We start from the raw sequence: 25,103 nt of genomic DNA, 5'->3' as shown, positions 1-25,103 counted from the left end.
AGGGATGGGCGGCAGGGCTGTCGCGATCGTCACGGGGGCTTCCAAGGGGCTGGGGCGGGCTTCCAGGCCGCGGCGCTCGGCGAGGAAGGGTGGGACCTGGCCCCGGACGCCCGAACGGCGGACGTAGGAGGAGAGCGCGCGCCGGGCGCGGGCGCACGGGACGCGGTGGTGGCGCTGCCCGGGGACGTGACGGACGCGGCGCGCCGGACCCGGCTGGTGGCCGCCGCGCGGGAGCTGGGCGGGCTCGACCTGCGGGTGAGCAACGCGAGCGCCCTGGGTGCCGAGCCGCTGGTGCGGCTGGACGCCCTGCCGCTGGACGGGCTTCGGGCGGCGCTGGAGACCAACCTGGTGGCGGCGCTCGGGCTCGCGCAGGAGTCCTTGCCGCTGCTCCGGGCGAGCGCGGCCGGGACGGTGATCGCGGTCAGTCGGACGGCGGCGGAGGCGTACGGGACCCGGGGCGTGGAGCTGCGCACGCCGGACGGCCGGGGCGCCACCCGGCCGCGCGCCGGGGACCCGGTGGGGGCGGCCGTACGGCTGCCCGGGGGCGCCCGCCTCGTACTGGAGGAGCCGCTCACCCGGGGCGCCGCGCGGCTGTGGTGGGCGTCGGTGTCGGTCGGCGTGCCGGGGCTGCCGGCGCTCCACGGGCGGCCCATCCGTACGAATACACCGAGCGGGACCAGCCTCTGGCCGCGTACCAGACGGTCTTCGCGCGCCCCTCGCCCGACGGCGCCGGCTCCGTGGAGCCGAGCGCGGCGCGGCCCTTCACGGCGGGGATGGTCGCCGAGCTGGTGAGCCGGGGGGTGTGGTTCGCGCCGGTGACTCTGCACACGGGGGTGGCTGACCGAGGCGCACGAGCCGCCGTACCCGGAGCGCTTCTCGGTTGAGGCGGCCACGGCGCGGCCGGTGAACGCGGCGCGGGGTGATGGGGGCGGCGGCGAAGCGGGCGGGGCGCGTGAGGGGCGGCGTACCGCCTCCCCTTCCGCCCCGGCTCCGCGGGGGCGGAAGGGGAGCGGAAGCCGGGAGGGGCCGGGTCATCGCGGTGGGGACGACCGCGGTGCGGGCGCTGGAGTCCGCGGCGGCGGACGACGACGGCGTCGTACGGGAGACGTCCGGGTGGACGGACCTGGTGGTCACGCCGGCGTGGGGTGGGGGCCGTCGACGGGCTGCTCACGGTTGCACGAGCCGGAGGCCTCGCACCTGCTGACGCCGGGAGCGATCGCCGGAAGGGCCGCGCTGAGCAGGGCTTGTACCGAGGCGCTACGGCGTCTCCACCTCTGGCACGAGTCCGGCGACGTCCATCTCCTCCTGCCGGATGAGGGCCCTCACTGAACGCATTGCTGCCGCAACAGATGGTGAGTTCGTTACTCGCCCGATGTGAGGCCGCGCATAGGACCCAGGTCACTTACGAAGCCCTGTAGTGGATGCGTAAGAAGCACATCAGTACTGGTGCAGGCCGTTAGTGGGGTGTTTTGGAGCGCTTGTCGCCACGTCCTGATCCACTACCCGGCTTCGTACGTCACACCTTTGCCACAGCATTTTGCTGCCGCTAAGAATTGCAACCGTTGCCCGCCGAGCAGGCGCAGCGCCACCCGGCCAGGCGACGTTCCGCGATTCGAAGAGGTACGACTGCATGTCCGCGTTCAGCAACCGCCCCGGCTTCAGCCGTCTCAACAAGAACCACAAGAAGCTCTCGCTGGCCGGCGTGGCCGCCCTCGGCGCCGCCGCCATCGCGTTCTCGGCCGTTCCGAGCAACGCCTCCACCGAGATCGAGCCGCAGGCCGTCGTCGCCGCAGCACCGGTCGCCTTCAGCGGCGCCAAGACCGCCCCGCTGCAGCTCGGCATCAACGAGCAGGCGACCACCATCGAGCTGAAGGCCAAGGCCGACGCCGCCGCCGCGGCCAAGGTGAAGGCCGAGGCCGCCGCGAAGGCCAAGGCCGCTGCCGCCGCCAAGGCGAAGGCCCAGGCCGAGGCCGCCGCGAAGAAGCGCGCCGCCGAGAAGGCCGCCGCCAGCCGCGCCGCCGCCCGCAAGCCGGTCTACGCGAACAACCTCGACGGCTGGATCCGCGAGGCGCTCCACATCATGAAGAAGCACAACATCCCCGGCACCTACGAGGGCATCCACCGCAACATCATGCGGGAGTCCAGCGGTAACCCGAGGGCGATCAACAACTGGGACATCAACGCCATCAACGGCGTCCCGTCGATCGGTCTGCTCCAGGTCATCAAGCCGACCTTCGACGCCTACCACGTCCCGGGCACCAAGAAGAGCCAGTGGGACCCGGTCGCCAACATCGTCGCCGCGTGCAACTACGCGGCCGACCGCTACGGCTCCATGGACAACGTCAACAGCGCGTACTGAGTCGTACCGCTCGCCACGATGACGGAAAGGGCGGCACCCCTGCGCGGGGTGCCGCCCTCGTCCGCGTCCGGCGCGCGTCACGCACGCGTGCGTGCGGCTCCGGCGCGCGTCACTTGCGCATGACCTCCGGCTCGTGGCGGCGCAGCAGGCGCGCCACGGCGAAGCCGCAGGCGATGCCGATGAGCAACAGGACGGAGACGTTCACGCCCCACTGGGCCGCGGTGTGGTCCCACAGCGGGTCCAGGTTGGTCGGGTCCTTCGGGTCCCACGGGGGCATCAGGTGGGCGAGGTCGAGCGTCGAGCCCGCGCCCGCGATGGCCCAGCGGGACGGCATCAGCCAGGCGAACTGCTCCAGGCCCGGCGAGCCGTACACCTGGAAGAGGATGCCGGTGAAGACGACCTGGACGATCGCGAACATCACCAGCAGCGGCATGGTCTTCTCGGCGGTCTTCACCAGGGACGAGATCACGAGGCCGAACATCATCGACGTGAAGCCGAGCGCGATGATCACGACGCACAGCTCGACGGCGGGCGGCATGATCAGGCCCTCCTCCGGGAGCTCGCGGGTCGCGAAGCCGATGCCGCAGATGATGACGCCCTGGATGGCCGTGATCACGCCGAGGACGATCACCTTGGACATCAGGTACGCCGAGCGGGACAGGCCGGTGGCCCGCTCCCGTTCGTAGATGACCCGTTCCTTGATCAGCTCTCGTACGGAGTTGGCGGCGCCCGAGAAGCACATGCCGACCGCGAGGATCAGCATGATCGTGCCTGCGTCGCCGTTGAAGCGGGACGGCGGCTTCGGCCGCGCGAGCCCGAAGTCGGCCGGGATGACGACCGAGACCAGGCCGAGGACGGCCGGGAGGATCACCATCAGGCCCAGGAAGCCCTTGTCCGACGCGATCACCGAGGTGTAGCGGCGGATCAGGGTCCACAGCTGCGCGCCCCAGCCCTGCGGCTTCGGCGGGCGCATCGCCTGGGCCGGCGGCATCTGGACGGACTGCGGGGCGACGGCGTCGATGTCCGCGGCGTACATCTGGTAGTGCTGCGAGCCCTTCCAGCGGCCCGCCCAGTCGTAGTCGCGGTAGTTCTCGAAGGCGGAGAAGACGTCGGCCCACGTGTCGTAGCCGAAGAAGTTGAGGGCCTCCTCCGGCGGGCCGAAGTACGCCACCGAGCCGCCGGGGGCCATGACGAGCAGCTTGTCGCAGAGCGCGAGCTCGGCGACGGAGTGCGTGACGACGAGGACCGTGCGGCCGTCGTCGGCCAGGCCACGCAGCAGCTGCATGACGTCGCGGTCCATGCCCGGGTCGAGGCCGGAGGTCGGCTCGTCCAGGAAGATCAGCGAGGGCTTGGTCAGCAGCTCCAGGGCGACGGAGACGCGCTTTCGCTGGCCGCCGGAGAGGGAGGTGACCTTCTTCTCCTTGTGGACGTCCAGCTTGAGCTCGCGCAGGACCTCGTCGATGCGGGCCTCGCGCTCCTGCACGGTGGTGTCCGCGGGGAAGCGGAGCTTCGCCGCGTACTTGAGCGCGGTACGGACGGTCAGTTCCTTGTGCAGGATGTCGTCCTGCGGGACCAGGCCGATGCGCTGACGCAGCTCGGCGAACTGCTTGTACAGGTTCCGGTTGTCGTAGAGGACGTCACCCTGGTTGGCGGGACGGTAACCGGTGAGCGCCTTGAGGAGCGTGGACTTGCCGGAACCGGAGGGGCCGATGACGGCGATGAGCGACTTCTCCGGCACACCGAAGGAGACGTCCCTCAGGATCTGCTTGCCGCCGTCGACCGTGACGGTGAGGTGGCGGGCGGAGAAGGAGACCTCACCGGTGTCGACGAACTCCTCGAGGCGGTCCCCGACGAGCCGGAAGGTCGAGTGACCGACGCCGACGATGTCGTTCGGGCCGATGAGGGCGGTGCCGGACTTGGCGAGCGGCTGGCCGTTGACGTACGTGCCGTTGTGGGACCCGAGGTCGCGGATCTCGAAGCGGCCGTCGGGCGTCGCGTGGAACTCGGCGTGGTTGCGCGAGACCTGGAGGTCGGAGACGACCAGCTCGTTCTCCAGCGCACGACCGATGCGCATCACGCGGCCGAGGGCCAGCTGGTGGAAGGTGGTCGGGCTGCGGTCGCCGTAGACCGGCGGGGCGGCGGCGCCCTGCGCCTGCCGGGCGTACTGCTCGGCCGGGCCGGCCCCGGGGCCGTGGCCGGACTGCTGGTGCGGGACCTGGGCGTGGGGGTGCTGCCCGCCTTGCGCGTGGGGCTGTTGCTGCTGCGGCCAGCCGTGAGGCTGCGGGGCCTGCTGGTGCGGGACCTGCTGCTGGGGCGCGTGCTGTTGGGGCGGCTGCTGTTGCGGCCAGCCGTGGGGCTGCGGGGCCTGAGCGCCGGCGGCCTGCGCGCTGTACGCGCCGGCTCCGGCCCCCGCCGCGGCCGCGGCACCGGTGAGATTCAGCCGCGGGCCGTCCGTGGCGTTGCCCAGGTGCACGGCCGCCCCCGGGCCGATTTCCATCTGGTGGATCCGCTGGCCCTGCACGTATGTGCCGTTGGTGGAGCCGTGGTCCTCGATGACCCAACTGCGGCCGCCCCAGCTGATCGTGGCATGCCGCCATGAGACCCGTGCGTCGTCGATCACCAGGTCACCCTGCGGATCGCGGCCGAGGGTGTACGACCTGGACGGATCGAGGGTCCAGGTCCTTCCGTTCAATTCCAGTACGAGTTCCGGCACTCCATGCCCCACTAGTTGTCCCCCGAGTGACCCCCGTCGCGGGGAGTCTAGGGATGGTGAACATCAGTGGGGAACTATTTCAGGCCCGGTCCCGTATTCGAAAGTCGGGCGATGTGAAGACAGCGGGCAGGCCCGCGCGGGGCGTTGCGTCCCTGCGCCGGCGGGCGGAGGACAAATGGATCCGGAAGCCCTCAACCAACCATGAGTGCGGATGGATCGTGCGCGGCTCGGGCAACTCGGCTTCCGCGCCGGGCCTTTCCGGGGCCTTTCCGGGGGCCTTTGGGGCACCTTCGCCCTCCACGCGGGGTCCGGGTGTACGCGGGCGGGCACGGGGGTGAGGGTGGTCCCCGCGTCCGGTGGAGCGATGTGATCCCGGCCTCGGTCGCGGGCGTGGCCCGCCCGGTCCTGGTGGGTGACGGCGCACCACCGGCTCTCCCCGGCAGACGGCGGCCCGCGCGGGAACGGGCGCCCGGAGCGTAAGGGCCCGCCCCCCGCCGAGGCGGCGGGCGCCGGAAAACGCGCCGCCATGCCCATGACCGCCCGTCGCCGGCCGTGACCGGCCCGGCGGCGCACCCCGGGTCGCCCCGCCGGAAGCGGCATGCCGGTCCGCCGGCGGGTGCGCCCCGGCGGGCCCCGAATCCGGGTGGAGGCCCGAGGCCGGGTGGGCCGCGTCGCCGGGGGTGTCCGGTACGCGGGACAGGGGGAGCTCGGGAGCGGGTGGGCCGATACGGTGGAGGGACCATGAGCGCATCGCAGACCTCCGACGTACCCACCCTTCTCGTCAAGATCTTCGGGAAGGACCGGCCCGGGATCACCGCCGGGCTGTTCGACACCCTCGCCGCCTTCTCCGTCGACGTCGTCGACATCGAGCAGGTCGTCACCCGTGGCCGCATCGTCCTGTGCGCGCTCGTCACCGAACCCACCGTGAGCACCGAGGGTGAGCTGCGGGCCACCGTGCACAGCTGGGCGGAGTCGCTGAAGCTGCAGGCCGAGATCATCTCGGGTACGGGTGACAACCGGCCGCGCGGCGTCGGCCGCTCCCATGTCACCGTGCTCGGTCACCCCCTGACCGCGGAGGACACCGCGGTCATAGCGGCCACGATCACCTCGACGGGCGGGAACATCGACCGGATCTTCCGGCTGGCGAAGTACCCGGTGACGGCAGTGGAGTTCGCGGTGTCCGGTACGGAGACGGAGCCGCTGCGCACCGCCCTCGCGCCGCGGGCCCACGAGATCGGGGTCGACGTGGCGGTCGTGTCGGCGGGTCTGCACCGCCGGGCCCAGCGGCTGGTCGTCATGGACGTGGACTCGACGCTCATCCAGGACGAGGTGATCGAGCTCTTCGCGGCGCACGCCGGCTGCGAGGACAAGGTCGCCGAGGTCACCGCCGCGGCGATGCGGGGCGAGCTGGACTTCGAGCAGTCGCTGCACGCGCGCGTGGCGCTGCTCGCCGGACTGGACGCGTCCGTCGTCGACAAGGTGCGCTCCGAGGTCAGGCTGACCCCGGGTGCCCGCACCCTGATCCGTACGCTCAAGCGGCTCGGGTACCAGGTGGGTGTCGTGTCGGGCGGGTTCACCCAGGTCACGGACGACCTTCAGGTGCGGCTCGGGCTCGATTTCGCCTCCGCCAACACGCTTGAGATCGTGGACGGCAAGCTGACCGGGCGGGTGACCGGCGAGATCGTCGACAGGGCCGGGAAGGCGCGGCTGCTGCGCCGGTTCGCCGCCGAGGCCGGCGTACCGCTCGCGCAGACCGTCGCCATCGGTGACGGAGCCAACGACCTGGACATGCTGAACGCGGCCGGTCTGGGCGTGGCCTTCAACGCCAAGCCGGTCGTGCGCCGCGCCGCCGACACGGCGGTGAACGTGCCGTTCCTGGACACGGTGCTCTACCTGCTGGGCATCACCCGCGAAGAGGTCGAGGCGGCGGACACCGAGGTGATCCAGACCGCGCCCGGGCCGCGACCGCCGGCCGGGCAGCGGAGGACGTGAGCAGTGCGGGACGTGCACGGGAAGACGTGAACAGGAAAGGGCCCGGACACCGACCGATCGAACGGTCCGGTGTCCGGGCCCTCCCCTGTGCGGAGCCGGGAGAGAGCCGAAGACCTACTCGTGCGGCGCCCAGTACCCGGTCAGTGTGCCGACGCCGTGCTCCACGGACTTCCAGGAGCCGCTGAACTCGACCACGGCGAACGCCGCGGTCGGGAAGCCGCCCCGGCTCATCCGGGCCACGGTGTCGCCCTCGGCCCGGCCGGCGAGGGCGTCGGCGAGGGCGTGCATGCCGGGGTTGTGGCCGATGACGAGGAGGTCGTTCACCTCGTCGGGGGTCTCGTTGAGCAGCGCGAGAAGGTCGCCGAGAGAGGCATCGTACAGCCGCTCGTCGTACACGGTCCTGGGGCGCCGGGGCAGCTCGTGCACCGCCAGCTTCCATGTCTCGCGGGTCCTGGCGGCGGTCGAGCAGAGGGCCAGGTCGAAGGTGATTCCGGTCTCGGCGAGCCGGCGGCCGGCCACGGGCGCGTCCATGCGGCCTCGGTCGGCGAGCGGCCGCTCGTGGTCGGACACCTGGGGCCAGTCGGCCTTCGCATGCCGGAGTAGCACGATCCTGCGGGGTGTATCGACGCTCATGCTCACCAGCTTCGCATGAAACGCGCCACCGGGCGCAGGGTGTTGACCACCCCGACCCCGCAGAGGTGAGGGCCGGGATCGGTCAGCGCGAGAGGGTCTGCCGGATCTGTTCGAGGATCCGCCCGACGGCCGGGTCACCACCCGCCGCGTGCGCCTCACCGCCCCCGGTGATGAAAACAAGGAGGGCGGCGAAGGCGAGCACGGGCAGGGCCAGCGCCCACCACGGCAGCCGGGCGTCGACGCCGCCCGGGGGCCGGGTCCGGGTGTGCGTACGGGCCGCCATGGTCGCCTCCGTGGAGATCCGGGGTGTGGGTCGATGTACCCCGGACGCTACGGATCATCGCCCCCGCTTGCCCATCCGGTGATCCACCCACTTCACCCTGAGGCCGGCCCCCTAGGGGATGGGGGCGCCTGCCCCTCCCCCGGCGCCCGCGTGCGGGGTCATGGCGAGACGACGGACGCGATGATGCCGATGATCACGCCGATCGCCAGCATCGCGCCGAGCACGATGAGGAGCTTCTTCTGACCGTTCTGGGGGTTCGGGTCGAGCACAGGCTGCTGCATGCCCCCAGTCTCGCACCTCAGATCTCGTCCTCGATGGTCCGGTCCCGTCCGGCGACGATCCCGACGATCATCTGCGGCACCATCAGCCCGGCCATGAGGGCGAGCGGGGTCCCCCAGCCGCCGCTGTGCTGGTACAGGGCTCCGACCAGCGTCGGTCCGGGGATGGAGATGAGGTAGCCGACGCTCTGGGCGAAGGCGGAGAGCCGCACGACACCGCCGCCCGTCCGCGACCGCATGCCGATCATGGTGAGGGCGAGCGGGAAGGCGCAGTTCGAGACGCCGAGCAGGACCGCCCAGAGCCACGCTCCGCTCGCGGGGGCGAAGAAGAGGCCGGCGTACCCGGTGAGTCCGCAGAGGGCGAGGGCGACGACGATGGGGCCCTGGTTCTTCATCCGGCCGGCCAGCCGCGGGATGACGAACGCGAGCGGCACGCCCATCACCATGGTGACGGCGAGCAGCACCCCGGCCGTACCGGCGGAGACGCCCGCGTCGCGGAAGATCTGCGGCATCCAGCCCATGGTGATGTACGCGCCGGTGGCCTGGAGCCCGAAGAAGCAGCCCAGCGCCCAGGCGGTCCGGCTCCGGGTGATCCGGGGGGCGGCGCTCTCGCGCCCGCCGGAGGCGCCGGACGCTCCCCCCTCGGAGGCCGTGGCGCCCGTCGGCGACGTCGCGTCGCGGCGCCCCCGGTCGCGTACCAGCGGCAGCCAGGCCAGCGCCGCGACGGCGGCGAGGGCGGCCCACACGCCGAGGCCGGCGCGCCAGCTGCCGCCCAGCGCGTCGGTGACGGGGACGGTCGCGGCGGCCGCGAGGGAGGTGCCGAGCGCCAGGGCCATCGAGTAGAGGCCGGTCATGGAGCCGACGCGGTCGGGGAAGTACCGCTTGACGATCACCGGCATGAGGACGTTGCTGACGGCGATGCCCATGAGGGCCAGCGCGCTGGCGGCGAGGAAGGCGGCCGTGCCGCCGGTGAAGGGGCGGATGACCAGGCCGGCCGTGATGGCGGCCATGCCGGCGAACACGACGGTGGCGGGCCCGAAGCGGCGGGCGAGGCGGGGCGCGGTGATCCCGAAGACGGCGAAGCACAGCGGCGGTACCGAGGTGAGCACGCCGGCCACGCTGCCGCTCATGTGCAGCCCGACCCGTACCTCTTCGAGGAGGGCGCCGAGGCTGGTGATCGCGGGGCGGAGGTTGAGCGCGGCGAGGACGAGTCCGAGGATCAGGAGCCGGGTGAGCCAGACCGCGGGCGCGCGCACGGGCCCGGCGCTCGTCCGTATCGCTTCGGCCGGGTCGGCGCTCGTGTCCGAGGGGCGTGTCCGGGCGGGGGTTGGGGCCGGAATCTGCGTCTGGGTGAGGGTCTTCGGCTCGTCGGACATGCACCCATCATAGAATCATGGGATGATTGGCTGTCCAATCCGCCGTCCACCGGCACGACAAGGAGCACCATGGCGCTCAGCTCACCCCGTCGCTCCGGGCTTTCCGATCAGGTGATCGCCGAGCTGCGGAACCAGATCACGTCGGGCGAGTGGCCGGTCGGCTCCCGTATCCCCACCGAACCGGAGCTGGTCGAGCAGTTGGGCGTGGCCCGCAACACGATCCGCGAGGCGGTCCGGGCGCTGGCGCACAACGGCCTGCTGGACATCCGTCAGGGGTCGGGGACGTATGTGATCGCGACCAGCGAGCTGGCCGGGGTGATGCACCGCCGTTTCTCGGGCGCCGACCCGCGGCACATCGCCGAGCTGCGCTCCACCCTGGAGTCGTCCGCCGCGCGGCTGGCCGCGGAACGGCGCACCGACCGGGACATGAGGCAGCTGGACGCACTGCTCGCGCGGCGCGAGGAGGCGTGGGAGCAGGGCGACGCGGAGCGGTTCGTGGCGGCGGACTCGACGTTCCACCTCGCGGTGGTGGCCGCCTCGCACAACGACGTCCTGACCGAGCTCTACGCCGACCTGGGCCATCTCGTACGGGACTGGCTGCGTGAGGACGTGGGCGGGGACCTGCGCCCGGAGAACCACATGGACCACGCGCGGCTGGTGGAGGCGATCCGGGCGGGCGACGCGGACGCGGCGGCGTCGGAGGCGGCGGGTTACCCCTTCGTGTGCCTGCGTCAGTCCGGTACGGACTCGTGAGTGATCCAGGCGGTGCGTACCTCTTTCCAGCAGCGCTCGGTCAGCTCGGCGTAGGCGGTGGGGGCGACCTCGACGGGCGCGCTGTCGGAGTCGATGTCCCACCACCGGTCGCACTCGACGTGCAGCTGGACGCGATCCGTGTGGGGGTAGGGGTTGTGGCAGTACGCGGTGACACGGGATCCGTTCACCGACGTACGGCATGAGGCCGTGTACGCGTCGCGTTCCTCGTCGGCGTATGCCTGGGCGCTGACCGTGAGCCCCATCAGGAGGGCCGAGCCGGCCGCCAGGGCCAGGTGCTTCGTACGCACAGCCACACCTCCTCCCCGTTCATCCCGGGCGCCGGGGTCAACCCCCGGGTTCCGAGCCACGGACGCGAATGTCCGTTCTGACCCAGTGTGCCGTGCCCGCCGTGACTCTACGACTCGGGGGACGCACGGCACGTCGCGGGACGCAGGACGGCCGCGCACCGTCCGGGGACAGTGCGCGGCCGTGACCGTACGTCGCGTGCGTGACGCCCGCGTGCTGTGTGCGAGGGCTCAGGCGCCCATGATGTGCACGCCGCCGTCGACGTGGACGATCTCGCCGGTGGTCTTCGGGAAGAAGTCCGAGAGCAGCGCGACCACACCGCGGCCGGCCGGCTCCGGGTCGGACATGTCCCACTGCAGCGGGGAGCGCTCGTCCCACACCTTCGCCAGATCCGAGAAGCCCGGGATGGACTTGGCGGCCATCGAGCCGAGCGGGCCGGCCGAGATCAGGTTGCAGCGGATGTTCTGCTTGCCCAGGTCACGGGCGAGGTAACGGCTGGTGGCCTCCAGCGCGGCCTTGGCCGGACCCATCCAGTCGTACTGGGGCCAGGCGAACTGCGCGTCGAAGGTCAGACCGACGACCGAGCCGCCGTTCTGCATCAGCGGCATGCAGGCCATCGTCAGCGACTTCAGCGAGAAGGCGGAGACGTGCATCGCGGTGGCCACGGACTCGAACGGCGTGTTGAGGAAGTTGCCGCCGAGGGCGTCCTGCGGCGCGAAACCGATGGAGTGGACGACGCCGTCGAGGCTGCCGAGCTCCTCGCCGACCAGGTCGGCGAGGCGGGCCAGGTGCTCGTCGTTGGTGACGTCGAGCTCGATGACCTTGGCGGGCCTGGGCAGCTTCCTGGCGATGCGCTCGGTCAGGGTGGGCCGCGGGAAGGCCGTGAGGATGACCTCGGCGCCCTGCTCCTGAGCCACCTTGGCGGTGTGGAAGGCGATGGACGACTCCATCAGCACACCGGTGATCAGGACGCGCTTGCCCTCGAGAATTCCGCTCATATGATCAGTGACCCATGCCCAATCCGCCGTCAACCGGGATGACGGCTCCAGTGATGTACGAGGCGTCGTCGGACGCGAGGAACCGGACCGTGGAGGCGATCTCCTCGGGCTGCGCGTAGCGGCCGAGCGGCACCTGGGCGACGATGCCCTTCCGCTGTTCCTCGGTCAGCGCCTTGGTCATGTCGGTGTCGACGAAACCGGGCGCGACGACATTGAACGTGATGTTGCGCGAGCCCAGCTCACGGGCGAGCGAGCGCGCGAAGCCGACCAGCCCGGCCTTGGATGCGGCGTAGTTGGCCTGCCCGGCCGAGCCGAGCAGCCCGACCACGGAGGAGATGAGGACGACGCGGCCCTTCTTGGCGCGCAGCATGGCGCGGTTGGCGCGCTTGACGACGCGGAAGGTGCCGGTGAGGTTGGTGTCGAGTACGGAGGTGAAATCGTCCTCCGACATCCGCATCAGCAGCTGGTCCTTGGTGACGCCGGCGTTGGCCACCAGCACCTCCACGGGACCGTGCTTCTCCTCGATCTCCTTGTAGGCCTGCTCCACCTGCTCGGCGTCGGTGATGTCGCACCGCACGGCGAGGAAGCCCTCCCCGGCGAGGTCTGCCGGGTCACCGGACCGGTACGTGATCGCGACCTTGTCGCCGGCCTCGGCGAAGGCGCGGGCGATGGCGAGGCCGATGCCCCGGTTTCCTCCGGTGACAAGAACCGAGCGGCTCAACGGATCACCCTTTCCCTTGCACGGTGTGGTACCCCGAAAACCTATCGTTCCGGTCGTGGGGAAAGGGAATCGGTCCCTGACAGTGGCGTACGTGAGTCGCTGTCGGATCCCTACAGAAAGCACTGGGCACGGAGCAGTGCGGCGCGACATGATCGGGAGCGACCGGTCGCATACGACAGGAGACAATTCGTGCCTCATTCCATCGACGAAGCCTTCACGGCGCTGCCGCTGCGGGCGCTCGCCGACGCGGCGCTCGCCAGGGCCCGGGCGCTGGGCGCCGAGCACGCCGACTTCCGGCTGGAGCGTGTGCGCAGCGCTTCCTGGCGGCTGCGGGACGCCAAGCCCGCCGGGTCGTCCGACACCACGGACCTGGGATACGCGGTGCGGGTGGTGCACGGCGGGGCGTGGGGGTTCGCGTCCGGGGTGGATCTGACCATGGACGCCGCGGCGAAGGTCGCCTCGCAGGCCGTGGCCATGGCGAAGCTGTCGGCCCAGGTGATCGCGGCGGCCGGGTCGGACGAGCGGGTGGAGCTCGCCGACGAGCCGGTGCACGCGGACCGGACGTGGATCTCCTCGTACGAGATCGACCCCTTCACCGTGCCCGACGCGGAGAAGAGCGGGCTGCTGGCGGAGTGGAGCGCGCGGCTGCTGCGCGCGGACGGGGTGGCGCATGTGGACGCCTCCCTGCTGACCGTTCACGAGAACAAGTTCTACGCGGACACGGCCGGGACCGTCACCACGCAGCAGCGCGTGCGGCTGCACCCGCAGCTGACGGCGGTCGCGGTGGACGGCACGACCGGTGAGTTCGACTCGATGCGCACCATCGCGCCGCCGGCGGGGCGCGGCTGGGAGTACCTGACCGGCACCGGCTGGGACTGGGACGGCGAGCTGGAGCGGATCCCGGAGCTGCTCGCCGAGAAGATGCGGGCGCCGAGCGTGGAGGCGGGGAGGTACGACCTGGTCGTCGACCCGTCGAACCTGTGGCTGACCATTCACGAGTCGATCGGCCACGCCACGGAGCTGGACCGGGCGCTGGGTTACGAGGCGGCGTACGCGGGCACGTCGTTCGCCACCTTCGACCAGCTGGGCAAGCTGGTGTACGGCTCACCCCTCATGAACGTGACGGGTGACCGGACCGCCGAGCACGGGCTCGCGACCATCGGGTACGACGACGAGGGCGTCGAGGCGCAGAGCTGGGACCTGGTGAAGGACGGGATCCTGGTCGGGTACCAGCTGGACCGGCGGATCGCGAAGCTGACGGGGCTCGGGCGGTCCAACGGGTGCGCGTTCGCCGACTCGCCGGGGCACGTGCCGGTGCAGCGGATGGCGAACGTCTCGCTCCGGCCGGAGCCGGGCGGACTGTCGACGGAGGACCTGATCGGCGGCGTGGAGCGCGGCATCTACGTGGTGGGCGACCGCTCGTGGTCGATCGACATGCAGCGGTACAACTTCCAGTTCACCGGGCAGCGGTTCTTCCGCATCGAGAACGGGCGGCTGACCGGCCAGCTGCGCGATGTCGCGTACCAGGCGACGACGACGGACTTCTGGGGCTCGATGGAGAAGGTCGGCGGCCCGCAGACGTACGTCCTGGGTGGCGCTTTCAACTGCGGCAAGGCCCAGCCGGGCCAGATCGCGGCGGTCTCGCACGGCTGCCCGTCGGCCCTGTTCCGGGGCGTGAACATCCTCAACACCGCGCAGGAGGGTGGCCGATGAGCCGCGTAGCCAAGCCGTACGAGATCGTCGAGCGCGCCCTGGAGCTGTCCCGCGCGGACGGCTGTGTGGTGATCGCGGACGAGCAGTCCTCCGCCAATCTGCGCTGGGCGGGCAACGCGCTCACGACCAACGGCGTGACCCGGGGACGGACCCTGACCGTCGTCGCCACCGTCGACGGCGCCGAGGGCACCGCGTCGGGTGTGGTGTCGCGGTCGGCGGTCACCGTCGACGAGCTGGAGCCCCTCGTGCGGGCCGCCGAGGCCGCGGCGCGGGCCGCCGGTCCCGCCGAGGACGCCCAGCCGCTGGTGTCCGGCGGGGAGGCGTCGCCGGACTTCGCTGACGCGCCGGCCGAGACGTCGTCGGCGGTCTTCGCGGACTTCGCGCCCGCCCTGGGCGAGGCGTTCGGGCGGGCCCGCGCCGGGGGGCGCGAGCTGTACGGGTTCGCGAACCACGAGCTGACGTCGACGTATCTCGGTACGTCGACGGGGCTGCGGCTGCGCCACGACCAGCCGTCGGGAACGCTGGAGCTCAACGCCAAGTCGCCGGACCGGACGCGCTCGGCGTGGGCGGGGCGCTCCACCCGGGACTTCAAGGACGTGGACCCGACGGCGCTGGACGCGGAGCTGGCGCGGCGGCTGGGCTGGGCGGAGCGCCGGATCGAGCTGCCCGCCGGGCGGTACGAGACGCTGCTGCCGCCGACCGCGGTGGCGGACCTGCTGATCTACCAGCTGTGGTCGTCGGCGGGCCGGGACGCGGCGGAGGGGCGCACCGTCTTCTCCAAGCCCGGCGGCGGCACCCGGGTCGGCGAGACGCTGTCGCCGCTGGGGCTGACGCTGCGCAGCGACCCGAACGAGCCGGGTCTGGAGTCGGCGCCGTTCGTGATCGCGCACTCCTCGGGCGACGACTCCTCGGTGTTCGACAACGGGCTGCCGCTGGCGCCGACCGACTGGATGCGCGAGGGGCGCCTGGAGCGGCTGGCCACCACCCGGCACAGCGCCGGTCTTACCCGGTTGCCGGTGGCTCCGGTGATCGGCAACCTGGTGCTGGACGGCGGTGGGGAGCTGTCGCTGGAGGAGATGGTCGCCTCCACGGGGCGCGGGCTGCTGCTGACCTGCCTCTGGTACATCCGCGAGGTCGACCCGGCGACGCTGCTGCTGACGGGGCTGACCCGGGACGGCGTGTACCTGGTCGAGGACGGCGAGGTCGTCGGCGAGGTGAACAACTTCCGCTTCAACGAGTCGCCGGTGGACCTGCTGTCCCGGGCGACCGAGGCAGGCCGGACGGAGAAGACGCTGCCGCGCGAGTGGGGCGACTGGTTCACCAGGGCCGCCATGCCCCCGCTGCGGGTGCCGGACTTCAACATGAGTTCGGTCAGCCGCGGCGTGTGACCCCCGCATAGACTGGCCCGGGCCCTGGCCAGGGCCCCGGACCGAGAACCGATCAAGGAGACACGAGATCGTGACGGACATCGTCGACGAGCTGAAGTGGCGCGGGCTGTTCGCCCAGTCCACCGACGAGGACGCCCTGCGCAAGGCGCTCGCGGACGGTCCGATCACGTTCTATTGCGGCTTCGACCCGACCGCGGCCAGCCTGCACGTCGGGCACCTGGTGCAGGTGCTCACCGTCCGCCGGCTCCAGCAGGCCGGGCACCGGCCGCTGGCGCTGGTGGGCGGGGCGACGGGTCAGATCGGTGACCCGCGCCCGACCGCGGAGCGCACTTTGAACGACCCGGAGACGGTCGCGCGGTGGGTGACCCGGCTGCGGGAGCAGATCGAGCCGTTCCTGTCCTTCGAGGGCGAGAACGCCGCGATCATGGTGAACAACCTGGACTGGACCGCGAACCTGACCGCGATCGAGTTCCTGCGCGACATCGGCAAGCACTTCCGAGTCAACAAGATGCTGACCAAGGACTCGGTCGCCCGGCGCCTGGAGTCGGAGCAGGGCATCAGCTACACCGAGTTCAGCTACCAGCTGCTCCAGGGCATGGACTTCCTGGAGCTGTACCGGAGGTACGGCTGCGTCCTCCAGCAGGGCGGCAGCGACCAGTGGGGCAACCTGACGGCCGGCCTGGACCTCATCCACCGGCTGGAGCCGGACGCCACGGTGCACGCGCTGGCGACGCCGCTGATGACCAAGGCGGACGGCACCAAGTTCGGCAAGACCGAGGGCGGGGCCGTCTGGCTGGACCCGGAGATGACCACGCCGTACGCGTTCTACCAGTTCTGGCTGAACGTGGACGACCGGGACGTCTCGGGGTACATGCGCATTCTCAGCTTCAGGAGCCGTGAGGAGCTCGAGGAGCTGGAGAAGCTCACCGAGGAGCGTCCCCAGGCCCGTACGGCGCAGCGCGCGCTGGCGGAGGAGCTGACGACGCTGGTGCACGGCGCCGCGCAGTGCGCGGCGGTGATCGCCGCGTCGAAGGCGCTGTTCGGCCAGGGCGAGCTCGGTGAGCTGGACGCGGCGACGCTGGACGCGGCGCTTTCGGAGCTGCCGCACGCCCGGGTCACCGAGCTGGGCCAGGTGGTGGACCTCTTCGCGGAGGTCGGCCTGGCGCCGAGCAAGTCGGCCGCCCGCCGCACGGTGAAGGAGGGCGGCGCGTACGTGAACAACGTCAAGGTGACCGCCGAGGACGCAATGGTCTCCGCCGATGACCTGCTGCACGGGCGCTGGCTGGTGCTGCGCCGCGGCAAGAAGAACCTGGCGGCGATCGAGGTCGCCGCGTAGCGGGTCCAACCGGGTGCGGGCCGGCCCCGCCGGCACGGCGTGTCGGAGGCGGCCCGGGTACGGGGAAGAGGTACCCGGGCCGCCTCCCTCCGCGCTGGGTGCGCGGTGCCGTGCGGCCGGTGCGCGGTGCCGTGCGGCCTGGTCAGGCGCGTTGTTTGTTGCGGCGCATGGCCATGTAGAGCATGTCTCCGACGCCGACGATGACGACCGCCGCCACGACCTGCAGGGCGTGCCGGCCCCAGTCGATTCCGGGGGTGGCGTCGATGCCGAACGCCCGGGCGAGGGCATTGCCGACGATTCCGCCGAGGATGCCGAAGATGGTGGCCAGCCACAGCGGGCTGTGCTGTTTGCCCGGCAGGATCGCCTTGGCCAGCAGGCCCAGTACGAGTCCCACGATAATTGCCCACAACCAGCCCATGGCTGCCTCCTCGCTGCATAGCGGTACAGATCTACGTGAGCGGTCATCGACAGTGTGCGGGCTCGGGTCGCGCCGCGCATGTCGGGCGGTGCGAGGGGCGTGCCGAGCGGTGTGAGGGGCGGTGACATGGGCGGTACGCCGGCGTCCGTGTGCCCTGGTGGGGGCCCTCTCTCGAATCGGGCGCGGGGCGGGCGTACCGTGGGAGCAGATCCGGTCCGGGGAGCGTCCGGTGGAGATGGTCGGGTGGTGGAACGCGATGCGGAAGCACGGTCAGGACGAGGTCTTCCGGATCACCGGAGCCCGCCAGGGCTTGGCCGACGACGTCCGGGCCCGGCAGCGGCGGTATGTGATCTCGATGTTGGTGCGGACCGCGGCGGTCATCGCGGCGGCCACGCTGTGGAACGTCGAGCGGCATGTCGCGATCGTGGCGCTGGTCCTGGGGGCGGTGCTGCCGTACGTCGCGGTGGTGGTCGCGAACGCCGGACGGGAGAGCGCGCCGGCCGCGCCCGAGTCGTTCATCGTCACCCCGACCCCGGTGCAGCCGATGCTGGAGGCGCCGCAGGCCCGGGCGGAGGGGCGAGCGGAACCCGCGGCGGAGCAGGGGCGGGAGCGGACGGAGGATCCGGAGCAGGCGCCGCGGCAGGCGCGTCAGTACGAGCAGAGATGACGCGAAGACGCCGAGAGGGCGACGCCGGCACGGCTGCGCGGAGGCGTGGCGCGGCCGGGCGGCGCGCTGCGGAGCCGCCGTCGAAGTCTCGCCAAGCTCAAGAAATGCTCAGATCAATCATGACGTTCCGGTGCACCACAGCTGGGTCTCCGTGACATACTGCGTAGGCGCTCCGCATCCCCCGTCGGAGCGACGGACCGACGCCGGGCAGCTCCCCCCGTGGCTGCTCGGCGTCGCCTTTGTGTGGGGTGTTGTGTCGGTGCTGTGTGTGGTGGCTGCGTGTTGGGACGTGTGGTGAGCGACGAGACCCCTCCGATCTGTTCCGCCAAGGGCTGCCGCGCGCCCGCTGTGTGGGTGCTGGCCTGGAACAATCCGAAGCTGCACACACCGGAGCGGCGCAAGACGTGGCTGGCCTGCGACGAGCACCGGGAGCACCTGTCGCAGTTCCTGGGCGTGCGCGGCTTCCTGAAGGACGTGGTGACGCTCGCCGAGTGGGGCTCGGGTCCGGGCGGCGATCGCTGAGGCTCAGCCGCCGATCGCCGACATCGGGCGGTCGGGCTGCAGGAAGCTCGGATCATCGAGACCGGAGCCGGCCTTCTTCCCCCACATGGCGACCTTCCATATCCGGGCGATCTCCTCGTCCGGCGCGTCCGAGCGCAGCGCGGCGCGCAGGTCCGTCTCCTCGCGGGCGAACAGGCAGGTGCGGACCTGCCCGTCGGCGGTGAGCCGGGTGCGGTCGCAGGCCCGGCAGAACGGGCGGGTGACGGAGGCGATGACGCCCACGCGGTGCGGTCCGCCGTCGACGAGCCAGCGCTCGGCGGGCGCCGAGCCGCGTGCCTCGTCCGCCTCGGGGGTGAGCGTGAAGCGGGTGCGCAGCGACTCCAGGATGTCCCCGGCGGTGATCATGCCGTCGCGCTTCCAGCCGTGCTGGGCGTCGAGCGGCATCTGCTCGATGAAGCGCAGCTCGTAGTCATGGGCGACGGCCCAGGCGAGCAGGTCGGGGGCCTCGTCGTCGTTGAGCCCGGGCATGAGCACGGCGTTGACCTTGACCGGGGTGAGGCCGGCGTCGCGGGCGGCGGTGAGGCCGTCCAGTACGTCCTGGTGGCGGTCGCGGCGGGTGAGGGTCTTGAAGACGTCGGGCCGCAGGGTGTCGAGCGAGACGTTGACCCGGTCGAGGCCGGCGGCCTTGAGCGCGGTCGCGGTGCGCTTGAGTCCGATGCCGTTGGTGGTCAGTGACATCCTGGGGCGCGGCTCCAGGGCGGCGCACCGCTCCACGATGGAGACCAGGCCGGGGCGCAGGAGCGGCTCGCCGCCGGTGAAGCGGACCTCGGTGATGCCGAGGTCGGTGACGGCGATGCGGATCAGGCGGACGATCTCGTCGACGGTCAGCAGGTCGGGCTTGGCGAGCCACTGCAGGCCCTCCTCGGGCATGCAGTACGTGCACCGCAGGTTGCACCGGTCGGTGAGCGAGACCCGCAAGTCGGTCGCCACACGGCCGTAGGTGTCGATGAGCACTGGGCCCCCTCCCCGGTTGCCGGGATCCGTATACCAGCGGTCGCTGGGATCCGTATACCAGGGAGCCTACGCGACACCTCCGACAACGACACGGGCCATTGTCCACAGGAGCGGCAGGGCCGCGTCGTAGGGATCTACGACGCGGCCGTGGTGTGGTTCCGTACGGTTGCCGACCGAGTGCGGTCGGTGGGTGCGGTCGCTGGGTGCGGTCGGTGGGGGCACGGAGGGCGACCCGGTGGAGCCGCCCGTCCGTGCGGGCCGTCAGCGCGCGCCGTCCACGCGGGCCGTCAGCGCGTGCCGTCAGTGCGCGCCGACGCCGGTGAGGGACTTGACCTCCAGCTCCGCGTACTTGCCCTTGTCCGGCTCCTCCTTGGAGAGCACGGAGCCCAGCCAGCCGAGCAGGAAGCCGAGGGGGATGGAGACCAGGCCGGGATTCTCCAGCGGGAACCAGGCGAAGTCGGCGTCCGGGAACATCGAGCTGGGCTTGGAGGAGACGACCGGCGAGAACAGCACGAGCGTCACCGAGGCAATCAGGCCGCCGTAGATGGACCACAGGGCGCCCTGGGTGGTGAACCTCTTCCAGAACAGGCTGTAGAGGATCGTCGGCAGGTTGGCGGAGGCGGCCACGGCGAAGGCCAGTGCGACGAGGCCGGCGACGTTCAGGTCGCGGGCGAGCGCGCCCAGCGCGATGGAGACGACGCCGATGAAGACGGTCGCCCAGCGGGCGGCGCGGACCTCCTCCTTCTCGGTGGCCTGTCCCCTGCGGATGACATTGGCGTAGATGTCGTGCGCGAAGGACGAGGAGGAGGCGAGGGTGAGGCCGGCGACGACGGCCAGGATGGTCGCGAAGGCGACGGCGGAGATCACCGCGAGCAGGATCGCGCCCCCCGCCGAGTCCACTCCGCCGATGTGCAGGGCGAGGAGCGGGGCGGCGGTGTTGCCCGCCTTGTTGGAGGCGATGATGTCGGCGGGGCCGACGATCGCGGCGGCGCCGAAGCCGAGGGCGATGGTCATCAGGTAGAAGGCGCCGATGATGCCGATGGCCCAGTTGACGGACTTACGGGCAGCCTTGGCGGTGGGCACGGTGTAGAAGCGGATCAGGATGTGCGGCAGGCCGGCGGTGCCGAGGACCAGGGCGATGCCGAGCGAGATGAAGTCCAGCTTCGAGGTGCCCGTGGCGCCGTACTTGAGGCCGGGCTCCAGGAATGCCGCGCCCTTGCCGCTGTTCTCGGCGGCCTTCCCGAGCAGGTCGGAGATGTTGAAGTCGAACTTCAGCAGCACCAGGAAGGTGATGAGCAGCGTGCCCGCGATGAGCAGGACGGCCTTGACCATCTGGACCCAGGTGGTGCCCTTCATGCCACCGATGGTGACGTAGACGATCATCAGCAGGCCGACGAGGGCGACGATCGCGATCTTGCCGCCGTCGGAGGTGATGCCGAGCAGCAGCGAGACGAGCACGCCCGCACCGGCCATCTGCGCCAGCAGGTAGAAGATCGACACGACGATGGTCGACGTGCCCGCGGCGGTGCGGACGGGACGCTGGCGCATGCGGTACGCCAGGACGTCGCCCATGGTGAAGCGGCCGGAGTTGCGCAGTGGTTCGGCGACCAGGAGCAGGGCGACGAGCCAGGCGACGAGGAAGCCGATGGAGTACAGGAAACCGTCGTAGCCGAAGAGGGCGATGGCGCCGGCGATGCCGAGGAAGGACGCGGCGGACATGTAGTCGCCGGAGATGGCGAGGCCGTTCTGGAAGCCGGTGAACTGCCGGCCGCCCGCGTAGAAGTCGGCGGCGCTCTTGGTCTGGCGGCCGGCCCAGACGGTGATGAAGAGGGTCGCGACGACGAAGCACGCGAAGAGGGTGATGATCAGCGGCCGGTGTTCCGAGGCGTCGGACCCGGCCGCCAGCAGGACGGTGGTGTGAGCGGCGCTCATAGGTCGGCCTCCATACGGGACTTGATGGCTTCCGCCTTGGGGTCGAGCTTCTCGGCCGCGTGCCGCGAGTAGAACCAGGCGATGAGGAACGTGGTGAGGAATTGGGCGAGGCCCAGGGCCAGGGCCACGTTGATGTTGCCGAACAGCTTGGTGCCCATGAACCCGCCCGCGTAGTTGGACAGCAGCACGTAGAGCAGGTACCAGGCGATGAAGGCGACGGTCAGGGGGAAGGCGAAGGAGCGGTACGTGCGGCGCAGTTCGCCGAATTCAGCGCTCCCCTGCGCCTCGACGAACGACTCCGTCGTGGGCTGGATGGGGCTGGTGTCCGTACCGCCCGGGGGCGGCGGTGCTTCGGTAGCCACGAATAACTCCTCGCGACGCGGATGAGCTGGGCAGGGACAGGAAATCCTCACGGTGGGGAGCGGTGATGCTCCTCCCCTGACAACGTCACGGAGAGCGTGGCGAAGCGGTTCACCTTCGGCCGTCTTTTCTTCGCGGCCCCGGTCGGGGGAGGACCCGGGGGGGGGCGAACTGCGCCAACTCATTGATGAGCCGGGATGATCGGCGATAGCTTCGCTCGTCATGTACCCGCCCGCGCACACACCGGTGTGCGGGCGGCTGTCACGGATGATGTGGAGAACCCATGGCTCATCTGGGATCCGGACGTGGGCGTGTACGCGCGCTGCCCGCCGGTCTGGCGCTCACCGCCTCGCTCGGCCTGTTCCCTGCGGGGGCGGCTTCGGCCGCTCCGGCGGAGGGAGCACCCGCGCGGGAGACATCGGCGCAGGAGGCACCGGCAGCGGTCGCTCCCGCCGCGGACGGCCCCGCGATGTCGTACGTCGTCAATGTGCGAAGCGGGCACGGCACCGCCGCTTCGGTGAAGAAGGCGATAGCCCGGGCCGGCGGCACGGTGGTCATCGCGTACGACCGGATAGGCGTCATCGTCGTCCACTCCGGAAACCCGGGCTTCGCGAAGGAGATCCGGGCGGCGAGGGGCGTGGAGTCGGCCGGTGCGACGCGGACCGCTCCGCTGGCGGCCCAGACCAGCGACGACATCGCGACGGAGAAGCCACTGACCGCCGCGGAGGCGCGGGCCGCGGCCGCGCAAGCCGCGGCGTCGGTCGCCGATGACGACCCCCTGCAGCCGCTGCAGTGGGACCTGCCCGCGATCAAGGCGGACAAGGCGCACCTGCGGACCCTGGGCAGCCGGAGCGTCACGGTCGCCGTGCTCGACTCGGGGATCGACGACACCCACCCGGACATCGCGCCCAACTTCGACCGCGCGGCGTCGGCCAGTTGCCTGGGCGGAGTGCCGGTGCAGAAGGACAACGCCTGGCGGCCGGTGGCCGAGGAGAGCGATCACGGCATGCACGTCGCGGGCACGATCGCCGCGGCGAAGAACGGGACCGGTGTCACCGGTGTCGCCCCGGGGGTGAAGGTCTCCAGCCTCAAGGTGGCGGAGCCCGCCACCGGCCTGTACTACACGGAGGCGGTCGTCTGTGGCTTCATGTGGGCCGCGGAGCACGGCGTCGACGTGACCAACAACAGCTACTACACGGACCCGTGGCTGTTCAACTGCAAGACGGACGCCGACCAGAAGGCGCTCGTCGAGGCGGTGTCGCGCGCCGCCCGCTACGCCGAGCGCAAGGGCGCGGTGAACGTGGCCGCGGCCGGCAACGCCCGTACCGACCTGGCGTCCGAGACGCTCACCGACAAGACCAGCCCGGACGACACCACACCGGTCGAGCGGGTCATCAACACGCGTGACTGCCTGGACATCCCCTCGCAGCTGCCGGGTGTCGTCACGGTCTCGGCGACGGGCGCGCAGCGCGTGAAGGCGTCGTACTCGAACTACGGCCTCGGTGTCGTCGACGTCACGGCGCCGGGCGGCGACCGGACGGGGTACCAGCCGCCGCAGGCGCCGGCCACCAACGGGCTGATCCTGTCGACGACGTTCGTCGGCGGCCACACGTACAACTACAAGGGCGGTACGTCGATGGCCGCCCCGCACGCCGCCGGTGTCGCCGCGCTCATCAAGTCGGCCCGTCCGCACGCCACGCCCGCCGAGGTGAAGGCGCTGCTGTACGCCCAGGCCGACGACATGGCGTGCACCGATCCGTACGACATCGACAAGGACGGAAAGACCGACGCGGTGTGTGAGGGCGGCCCGCACAAGAACGGGTTCTACGGCAGGGGCATGATCGACGCCCTGGACGCGGTGCGGAAGTAGCGACCTCTTCCACCCTGTGACACTGGGTGCCATAGTGAGGTGATGACCCCTCTCCGGCCAGGGGCGGAGGCATCCGCCTGGATGGCACTCGGTGCCGAACCCGCACTGCTCGACCGGATCTCGTACGGAGGTCCGGCGGGCGGCCTGCCCGCGCGGCTACCGGTCATGGAGCTGGCCCGCGCCACGGTCGCCGTGTGCTCGCTGGCGGCGGCCGAGCTCACCGCCGTACGCGGCGGCCGTGCCGTACCGCGCGTGCGGATCGACGACGGGGCGGTCGCCACGGCCTTCCGCAGCGACCGGCTCGTACGGCTGGACGGGCAGGCGTGGACGGCGTTCGCACCCCTGTCGCGGTTCTGGCGGGCGGCCGACGGGTGGGTGCGTACCCACGCCAACTACCCGCACCACCGCGCCCGGCTGCTCGCCGCGCTCGGCCTGCCGGACGACGCCGGGGTGGACGCGGTGGCCCGCGCCATCGCCGCGCGGCCGGCCATGGCGGTGGAGGACACCGTGTACGCGGCGGGCGGGCTGGCCGTCGCGGCACGCGGGGCCGAGGAGTGGGCCGCGCACCCCCAGGGCGCCCTGGTGGCGCGGCAGCCGCTGCTGACCCTGGAGCGCATCGGTGACGCCCCGGCCCTGGCCCCCCACGACGTGCCTCTGCCCTGCTCAGGGCTGCGGGTGCTCGACCTGACGCGCGTCCTGGCCGGTCCGGTCGCCACGCGGACCCTCGCCCTGCTGGGCGCGGACGTCCTGCGCGTCGACGCCCCGCAGCTGCCCGAGAGTCAGGAGGCGCACAACGACACCGGGCTGGGCAAGCGGTCCACGACCCTGGACCTGGGGCGCGGCGCGGACCACCGGGTGTTCGAGAAGTTGCTCGCGGACGCCGACGTCGTGGTGACCGGCTACCGGCCCGGCGCGCTGGACCGGTTCGGACTCGCCCCCGAGGCGCTGGCCGAGCGCCGCCCCGGCCTGGTCGTCGCGCAGGTCTCGGCGTGGGGCCGGTACGGCCCCTGGCACGAGCGGCGCGGCTTCGACAGCCTGGTCCAGGTGGCGACGGGCATCGCCACGCTGGAGGGCTCGGCCGACGAGCCGGGCGCCCTCCCCGCGCAGGCCCTCGACCACGGCACCGGCTACTTGATGGCCGCGGCCGTGCTGCGGGCGCTGACCGAGCGACACCGCGCCGGCGGGACGTGGCTGACCCGGCTCGCCCTGACGCAGACCGCCCACTGGCTGATGTACGGCCTCACCAGGGCCCCGGACGCACCGACAGCGGCGGGCGCTCCGGACGATCGCTCTCCGGACCACCCCGAGCACCGGCTGGCGGAGCGGGACAGCCCGATGGGACGTCTGCGGTACGCACTGCCCCCGGTGGCGTACGAGGGCGGCCCGGCGGACTGGTCCCGGCCGCCCGGGCTGTGGGGCGCGGACCGCGCCGAGTGGCTCAGGGCCTGACCAGCACCGCGTCAGGGCTTTCGGCGGTGCGCGCCGGTCACGG

At 71.6% G+C, this 25,103-nt stretch carries 22 protein-coding genes and 1 pseudogene; 11 read left to right on the top strand and 12 right to left on the bottom strand.

The window, feature by feature from the left end; all coding sequences use genetic code 11:
• Positions 1 to 96: 96 nt before the first annotated feature.
• Both ABZZ38_RS05000 and ABZZ38_RS04995 read left to right on the top strand, forming a co-directional pair.
• Positions 97 to 1,329 (top strand): annotated as a pseudogene (locus ABZZ38_RS05000) (SDR family NAD(P)-dependent oxidoreductase).
• 301 nt (positions 1,330 to 1,630) lie between these two features.
• Positions 1,631 to 2,359: a transglycosylase SLT domain-containing protein gene (locus ABZZ38_RS04995; protein WP_356735825.1), complete on the top strand. Its 729-nt coding sequence runs from the start codon at positions 1,631 to 1,633 to the stop codon at positions 2,357 to 2,359.
• A gap of 109 nt (positions 2,360 to 2,468) precedes the next feature.
• Here the strand turns inward: ABZZ38_RS04995 and ABZZ38_RS04990 are convergent, their stop codons facing one another.
• Positions 2,469 to 5,084 carry an FHA domain-containing protein gene (locus tag ABZZ38_RS04990; protein ID WP_356735823.1) on the bottom strand — a complete coding sequence of 872 codons (2,616 nt, stop codon included), beginning with the start codon at positions 5,082 to 5,084 and terminating at the stop codon, positions 2,469 to 2,471.
• A 729-nt stretch (positions 5,085 to 5,813) separates the two neighbouring features.
• Between ABZZ38_RS04990 and serB the strand changes: the two genes are divergently transcribed.
• On the top strand, positions 5,814 to 7,064 hold the full coding sequence (gene serB / locus ABZZ38_RS04985) for a phosphoserine phosphatase SerB (RefSeq protein ID WP_356735821.1): 1,251 nt from the start codon (positions 5,814 to 5,816) through the stop codon (positions 7,062 to 7,064).
• A gap of 114 nt (positions 7,065 to 7,178) precedes the next feature.
• Here serB and ABZZ38_RS04980 read toward each other — a convergent pair whose 3' ends face one another.
• From ABZZ38_RS04980 to ABZZ38_RS04965, 4 genes are all read right to left on the bottom strand, one after another.
• The gene (locus tag ABZZ38_RS04980) at positions 7,179 to 7,697 is read right to left on the bottom strand and encodes a histidine phosphatase family protein (protein ID WP_356735819.1); all 519 of its coding nucleotides are present in this window, start codon (positions 7,695 to 7,697) and stop codon (positions 7,179 to 7,181) included.
• Positions 7,698 to 7,779: 82 nt separating this feature from the next.
• On the bottom strand, positions 7,780 to 7,980 hold the full coding sequence (locus tag ABZZ38_RS04975; protein ID WP_356735817.1) for a hypothetical protein: 201 nt from the start codon (positions 7,978 to 7,980) through the stop codon (positions 7,780 to 7,782).
• Between the two features lie 158 nt (positions 7,981 to 8,138).
• On the bottom strand, positions 8,139 to 8,261 hold the full coding sequence (locus ABZZ38_RS04970; RefSeq protein ID WP_356735815.1) for an SGM_5486 family transporter-associated protein: 123 nt from the start codon (positions 8,259 to 8,261) through the stop codon (positions 8,139 to 8,141).
• A 17-nt stretch (positions 8,262 to 8,278) separates the two neighbouring features.
• A complete protein-coding gene (locus tag ABZZ38_RS04965) occupies positions 8,279 to 9,634 on the bottom strand; it encodes an MFS transporter (protein ID WP_356735813.1) in 1,356 nt (451 codons plus the stop codon).
• Between the two features lie 69 nt (positions 9,635 to 9,703).
• Here ABZZ38_RS04965 and ABZZ38_RS04960 point away from each other — a divergent pair, with 69 nt between their 5' ends.
• Positions 9,704 to 10,387 (top strand): FadR/GntR family transcriptional regulator, encoded by a 684-nt coding sequence (locus ABZZ38_RS04960; RefSeq protein WP_356735811.1) that lies wholly within the window; start codon positions 9,704 to 9,706, stop codon positions 10,385 to 10,387.
• On the opposite strand, the gene ABZZ38_RS04955 is transcribed toward ABZZ38_RS04960, so the two are convergent.
• The 3 genes from ABZZ38_RS04955 to fabG all read right to left on the bottom strand — a co-directional run bounded on the left by ABZZ38_RS04955 (position 10,366) and on the right by fabG (position 12,412).
• Entirely contained in the window at positions 10,366 to 10,650 is a 285-nt protein-coding gene (locus ABZZ38_RS04955; protein WP_356735876.1) for a hypothetical protein, read from the bottom strand. The two genes, ABZZ38_RS04960 and ABZZ38_RS04955, sit on opposite strands and share 22 nt — an antisense overlap.
• Positions 10,651 to 10,923: 273 nt before the next feature.
• Positions 10,924 to 11,691 carry an enoyl-ACP reductase FabI gene (gene fabI, locus ABZZ38_RS04950; protein ID WP_356735809.1) on the bottom strand — a complete coding sequence of 256 codons (768 nt, stop codon included), beginning with the start codon at positions 11,689 to 11,691 and terminating at the stop codon, positions 10,924 to 10,926.
• Positions 11,692 to 11,695: 4 nt separating this feature from the next.
• Positions 11,696 to 12,412, bottom strand: a complete 717-nt coding sequence (fabG, locus tag ABZZ38_RS04945) for a 3-oxoacyl-[acyl-carrier-protein] reductase (RefSeq protein ID WP_356735807.1) — start codon at positions 12,410 to 12,412, stop codon at positions 11,696 to 11,698.
• Between the two features lie 189 nt (positions 12,413 to 12,601).
• Between fabG and ABZZ38_RS04940 the strand changes: the two genes are divergently transcribed.
• The 3 genes from ABZZ38_RS04940 (at position 12,602) to tyrS (ending at position 16,849) form a co-directional block, all read left to right on the top strand.
• Positions 12,602 to 14,125: a TldD/PmbA family protein gene (locus ABZZ38_RS04940; RefSeq protein WP_356735805.1), complete on the top strand. Its 1,524-nt coding sequence runs from the start codon at positions 12,602 to 12,604 to the stop codon at positions 14,123 to 14,125.
• The gene (locus ABZZ38_RS04935) at positions 14,122 to 15,513 is read left to right on the top strand and encodes a metallopeptidase TldD-related protein (RefSeq protein ID WP_356735803.1); all 1,392 of its coding nucleotides are present in this window, start codon (positions 14,122 to 14,124) and stop codon (positions 15,511 to 15,513) included. Before ABZZ38_RS04940 ends, ABZZ38_RS04935 begins: the two co-directional genes overlap by 4 nt.
• A 70-nt stretch (positions 15,514 to 15,583) precedes the next feature.
• Positions 15,584 to 16,849: a tyrosine--tRNA ligase gene (gene tyrS, locus ABZZ38_RS04930; protein WP_356735801.1), complete on the top strand. Its 1,266-nt coding sequence runs from the start codon at positions 15,584 to 15,586 to the stop codon at positions 16,847 to 16,849.
• 142 nt (positions 16,850 to 16,991) lie between these two features.
• Here tyrS and ABZZ38_RS04925 read toward each other — a convergent pair whose 3' ends face one another.
• The gene (locus ABZZ38_RS04925) at positions 16,992 to 17,267 is read right to left on the bottom strand and encodes a GlsB/YeaQ/YmgE family stress response membrane protein (RefSeq protein ID WP_356735799.1); all 276 of its coding nucleotides are present in this window, start codon (positions 17,265 to 17,267) and stop codon (positions 16,992 to 16,994) included.
• Positions 17,268 to 17,502: 235 nt separating this feature from the next.
• Between ABZZ38_RS04925 and ABZZ38_RS04920 the strand changes: the two genes are divergently transcribed.
• Both ABZZ38_RS04920 and ABZZ38_RS04915 read left to right on the top strand, forming a co-directional pair.
• Entirely contained in the window at positions 17,503 to 17,934 is a 432-nt protein-coding gene (locus ABZZ38_RS04920) for a DUF3099 domain-containing protein (protein ID WP_356735874.1), read from the top strand.
• A gap of 294 nt (positions 17,935 to 18,228) precedes the next feature.
• Positions 18,229 to 18,456: a hypothetical protein gene (locus ABZZ38_RS04915; RefSeq protein ID WP_356735797.1), complete on the top strand. Its 228-nt coding sequence runs from the start codon at positions 18,229 to 18,231 to the stop codon at positions 18,454 to 18,456.
• Positions 18,457 to 18,459: 3 nt separating this feature from the next.
• Here the strand turns inward: ABZZ38_RS04915 and moaA are convergent, their stop codons facing one another.
• The 3 genes from moaA to ABZZ38_RS04900 form a co-directional block, all read right to left on the bottom strand.
• Positions 18,460 to 19,449: a GTP 3',8-cyclase MoaA gene (gene moaA, locus ABZZ38_RS04910; RefSeq protein ID WP_356735795.1), complete on the bottom strand. Its 990-nt coding sequence runs from the start codon at positions 19,447 to 19,449 to the stop codon at positions 18,460 to 18,462.
• 300 nt (positions 19,450 to 19,749) lie between these two features.
• Entirely contained in the window at positions 19,750 to 21,381 is a 1,632-nt protein-coding gene (locus ABZZ38_RS04905; protein ID WP_356735793.1) for a cation acetate symporter, read from the bottom strand.
• Positions 21,378 to 21,743: a DUF485 domain-containing protein gene (locus ABZZ38_RS04900; protein ID WP_356735791.1), complete on the bottom strand. Its 366-nt coding sequence runs from the start codon at positions 21,741 to 21,743 to the stop codon at positions 21,378 to 21,380. The genes ABZZ38_RS04905 and ABZZ38_RS04900 overlap by 4 nt, the downstream gene beginning before the upstream one ends.
• A gap of 281 nt (positions 21,744 to 22,024) precedes the next feature.
• Here ABZZ38_RS04900 and ABZZ38_RS04895 point away from each other — a divergent pair, with 281 nt between their 5' ends.
• On the top strand, positions 22,025 to 23,611 hold the full coding sequence (locus ABZZ38_RS04895; protein ID WP_356735789.1) for a S8 family serine peptidase: 1,587 nt from the start codon (positions 22,025 to 22,027) through the stop codon (positions 23,609 to 23,611).
• A 42-nt stretch (positions 23,612 to 23,653) separates the two neighbouring features.
• A complete protein-coding gene (locus tag ABZZ38_RS04890; RefSeq protein ID WP_356735787.1) occupies positions 23,654 to 25,060 on the top strand; it encodes a CoA transferase in 1,407 nt (468 codons plus the stop codon).
• The last annotated feature ends 43 nt before the right edge of the window (positions 25,061 to 25,103 follow it).

The sequence above is a fragment of the Streptomyces sp. NPDC006368 genome (assembly GCF_040612535.1).
Lineage (GTDB): Bacteria > Actinomycetota > Actinomycetes > Streptomycetales > Streptomycetaceae > Streptomyces.
The sequence above is the reverse complement of the archived record's forward strand: the minus strand, read 5'-3'. Positions and strand labels throughout refer to the sequence as shown.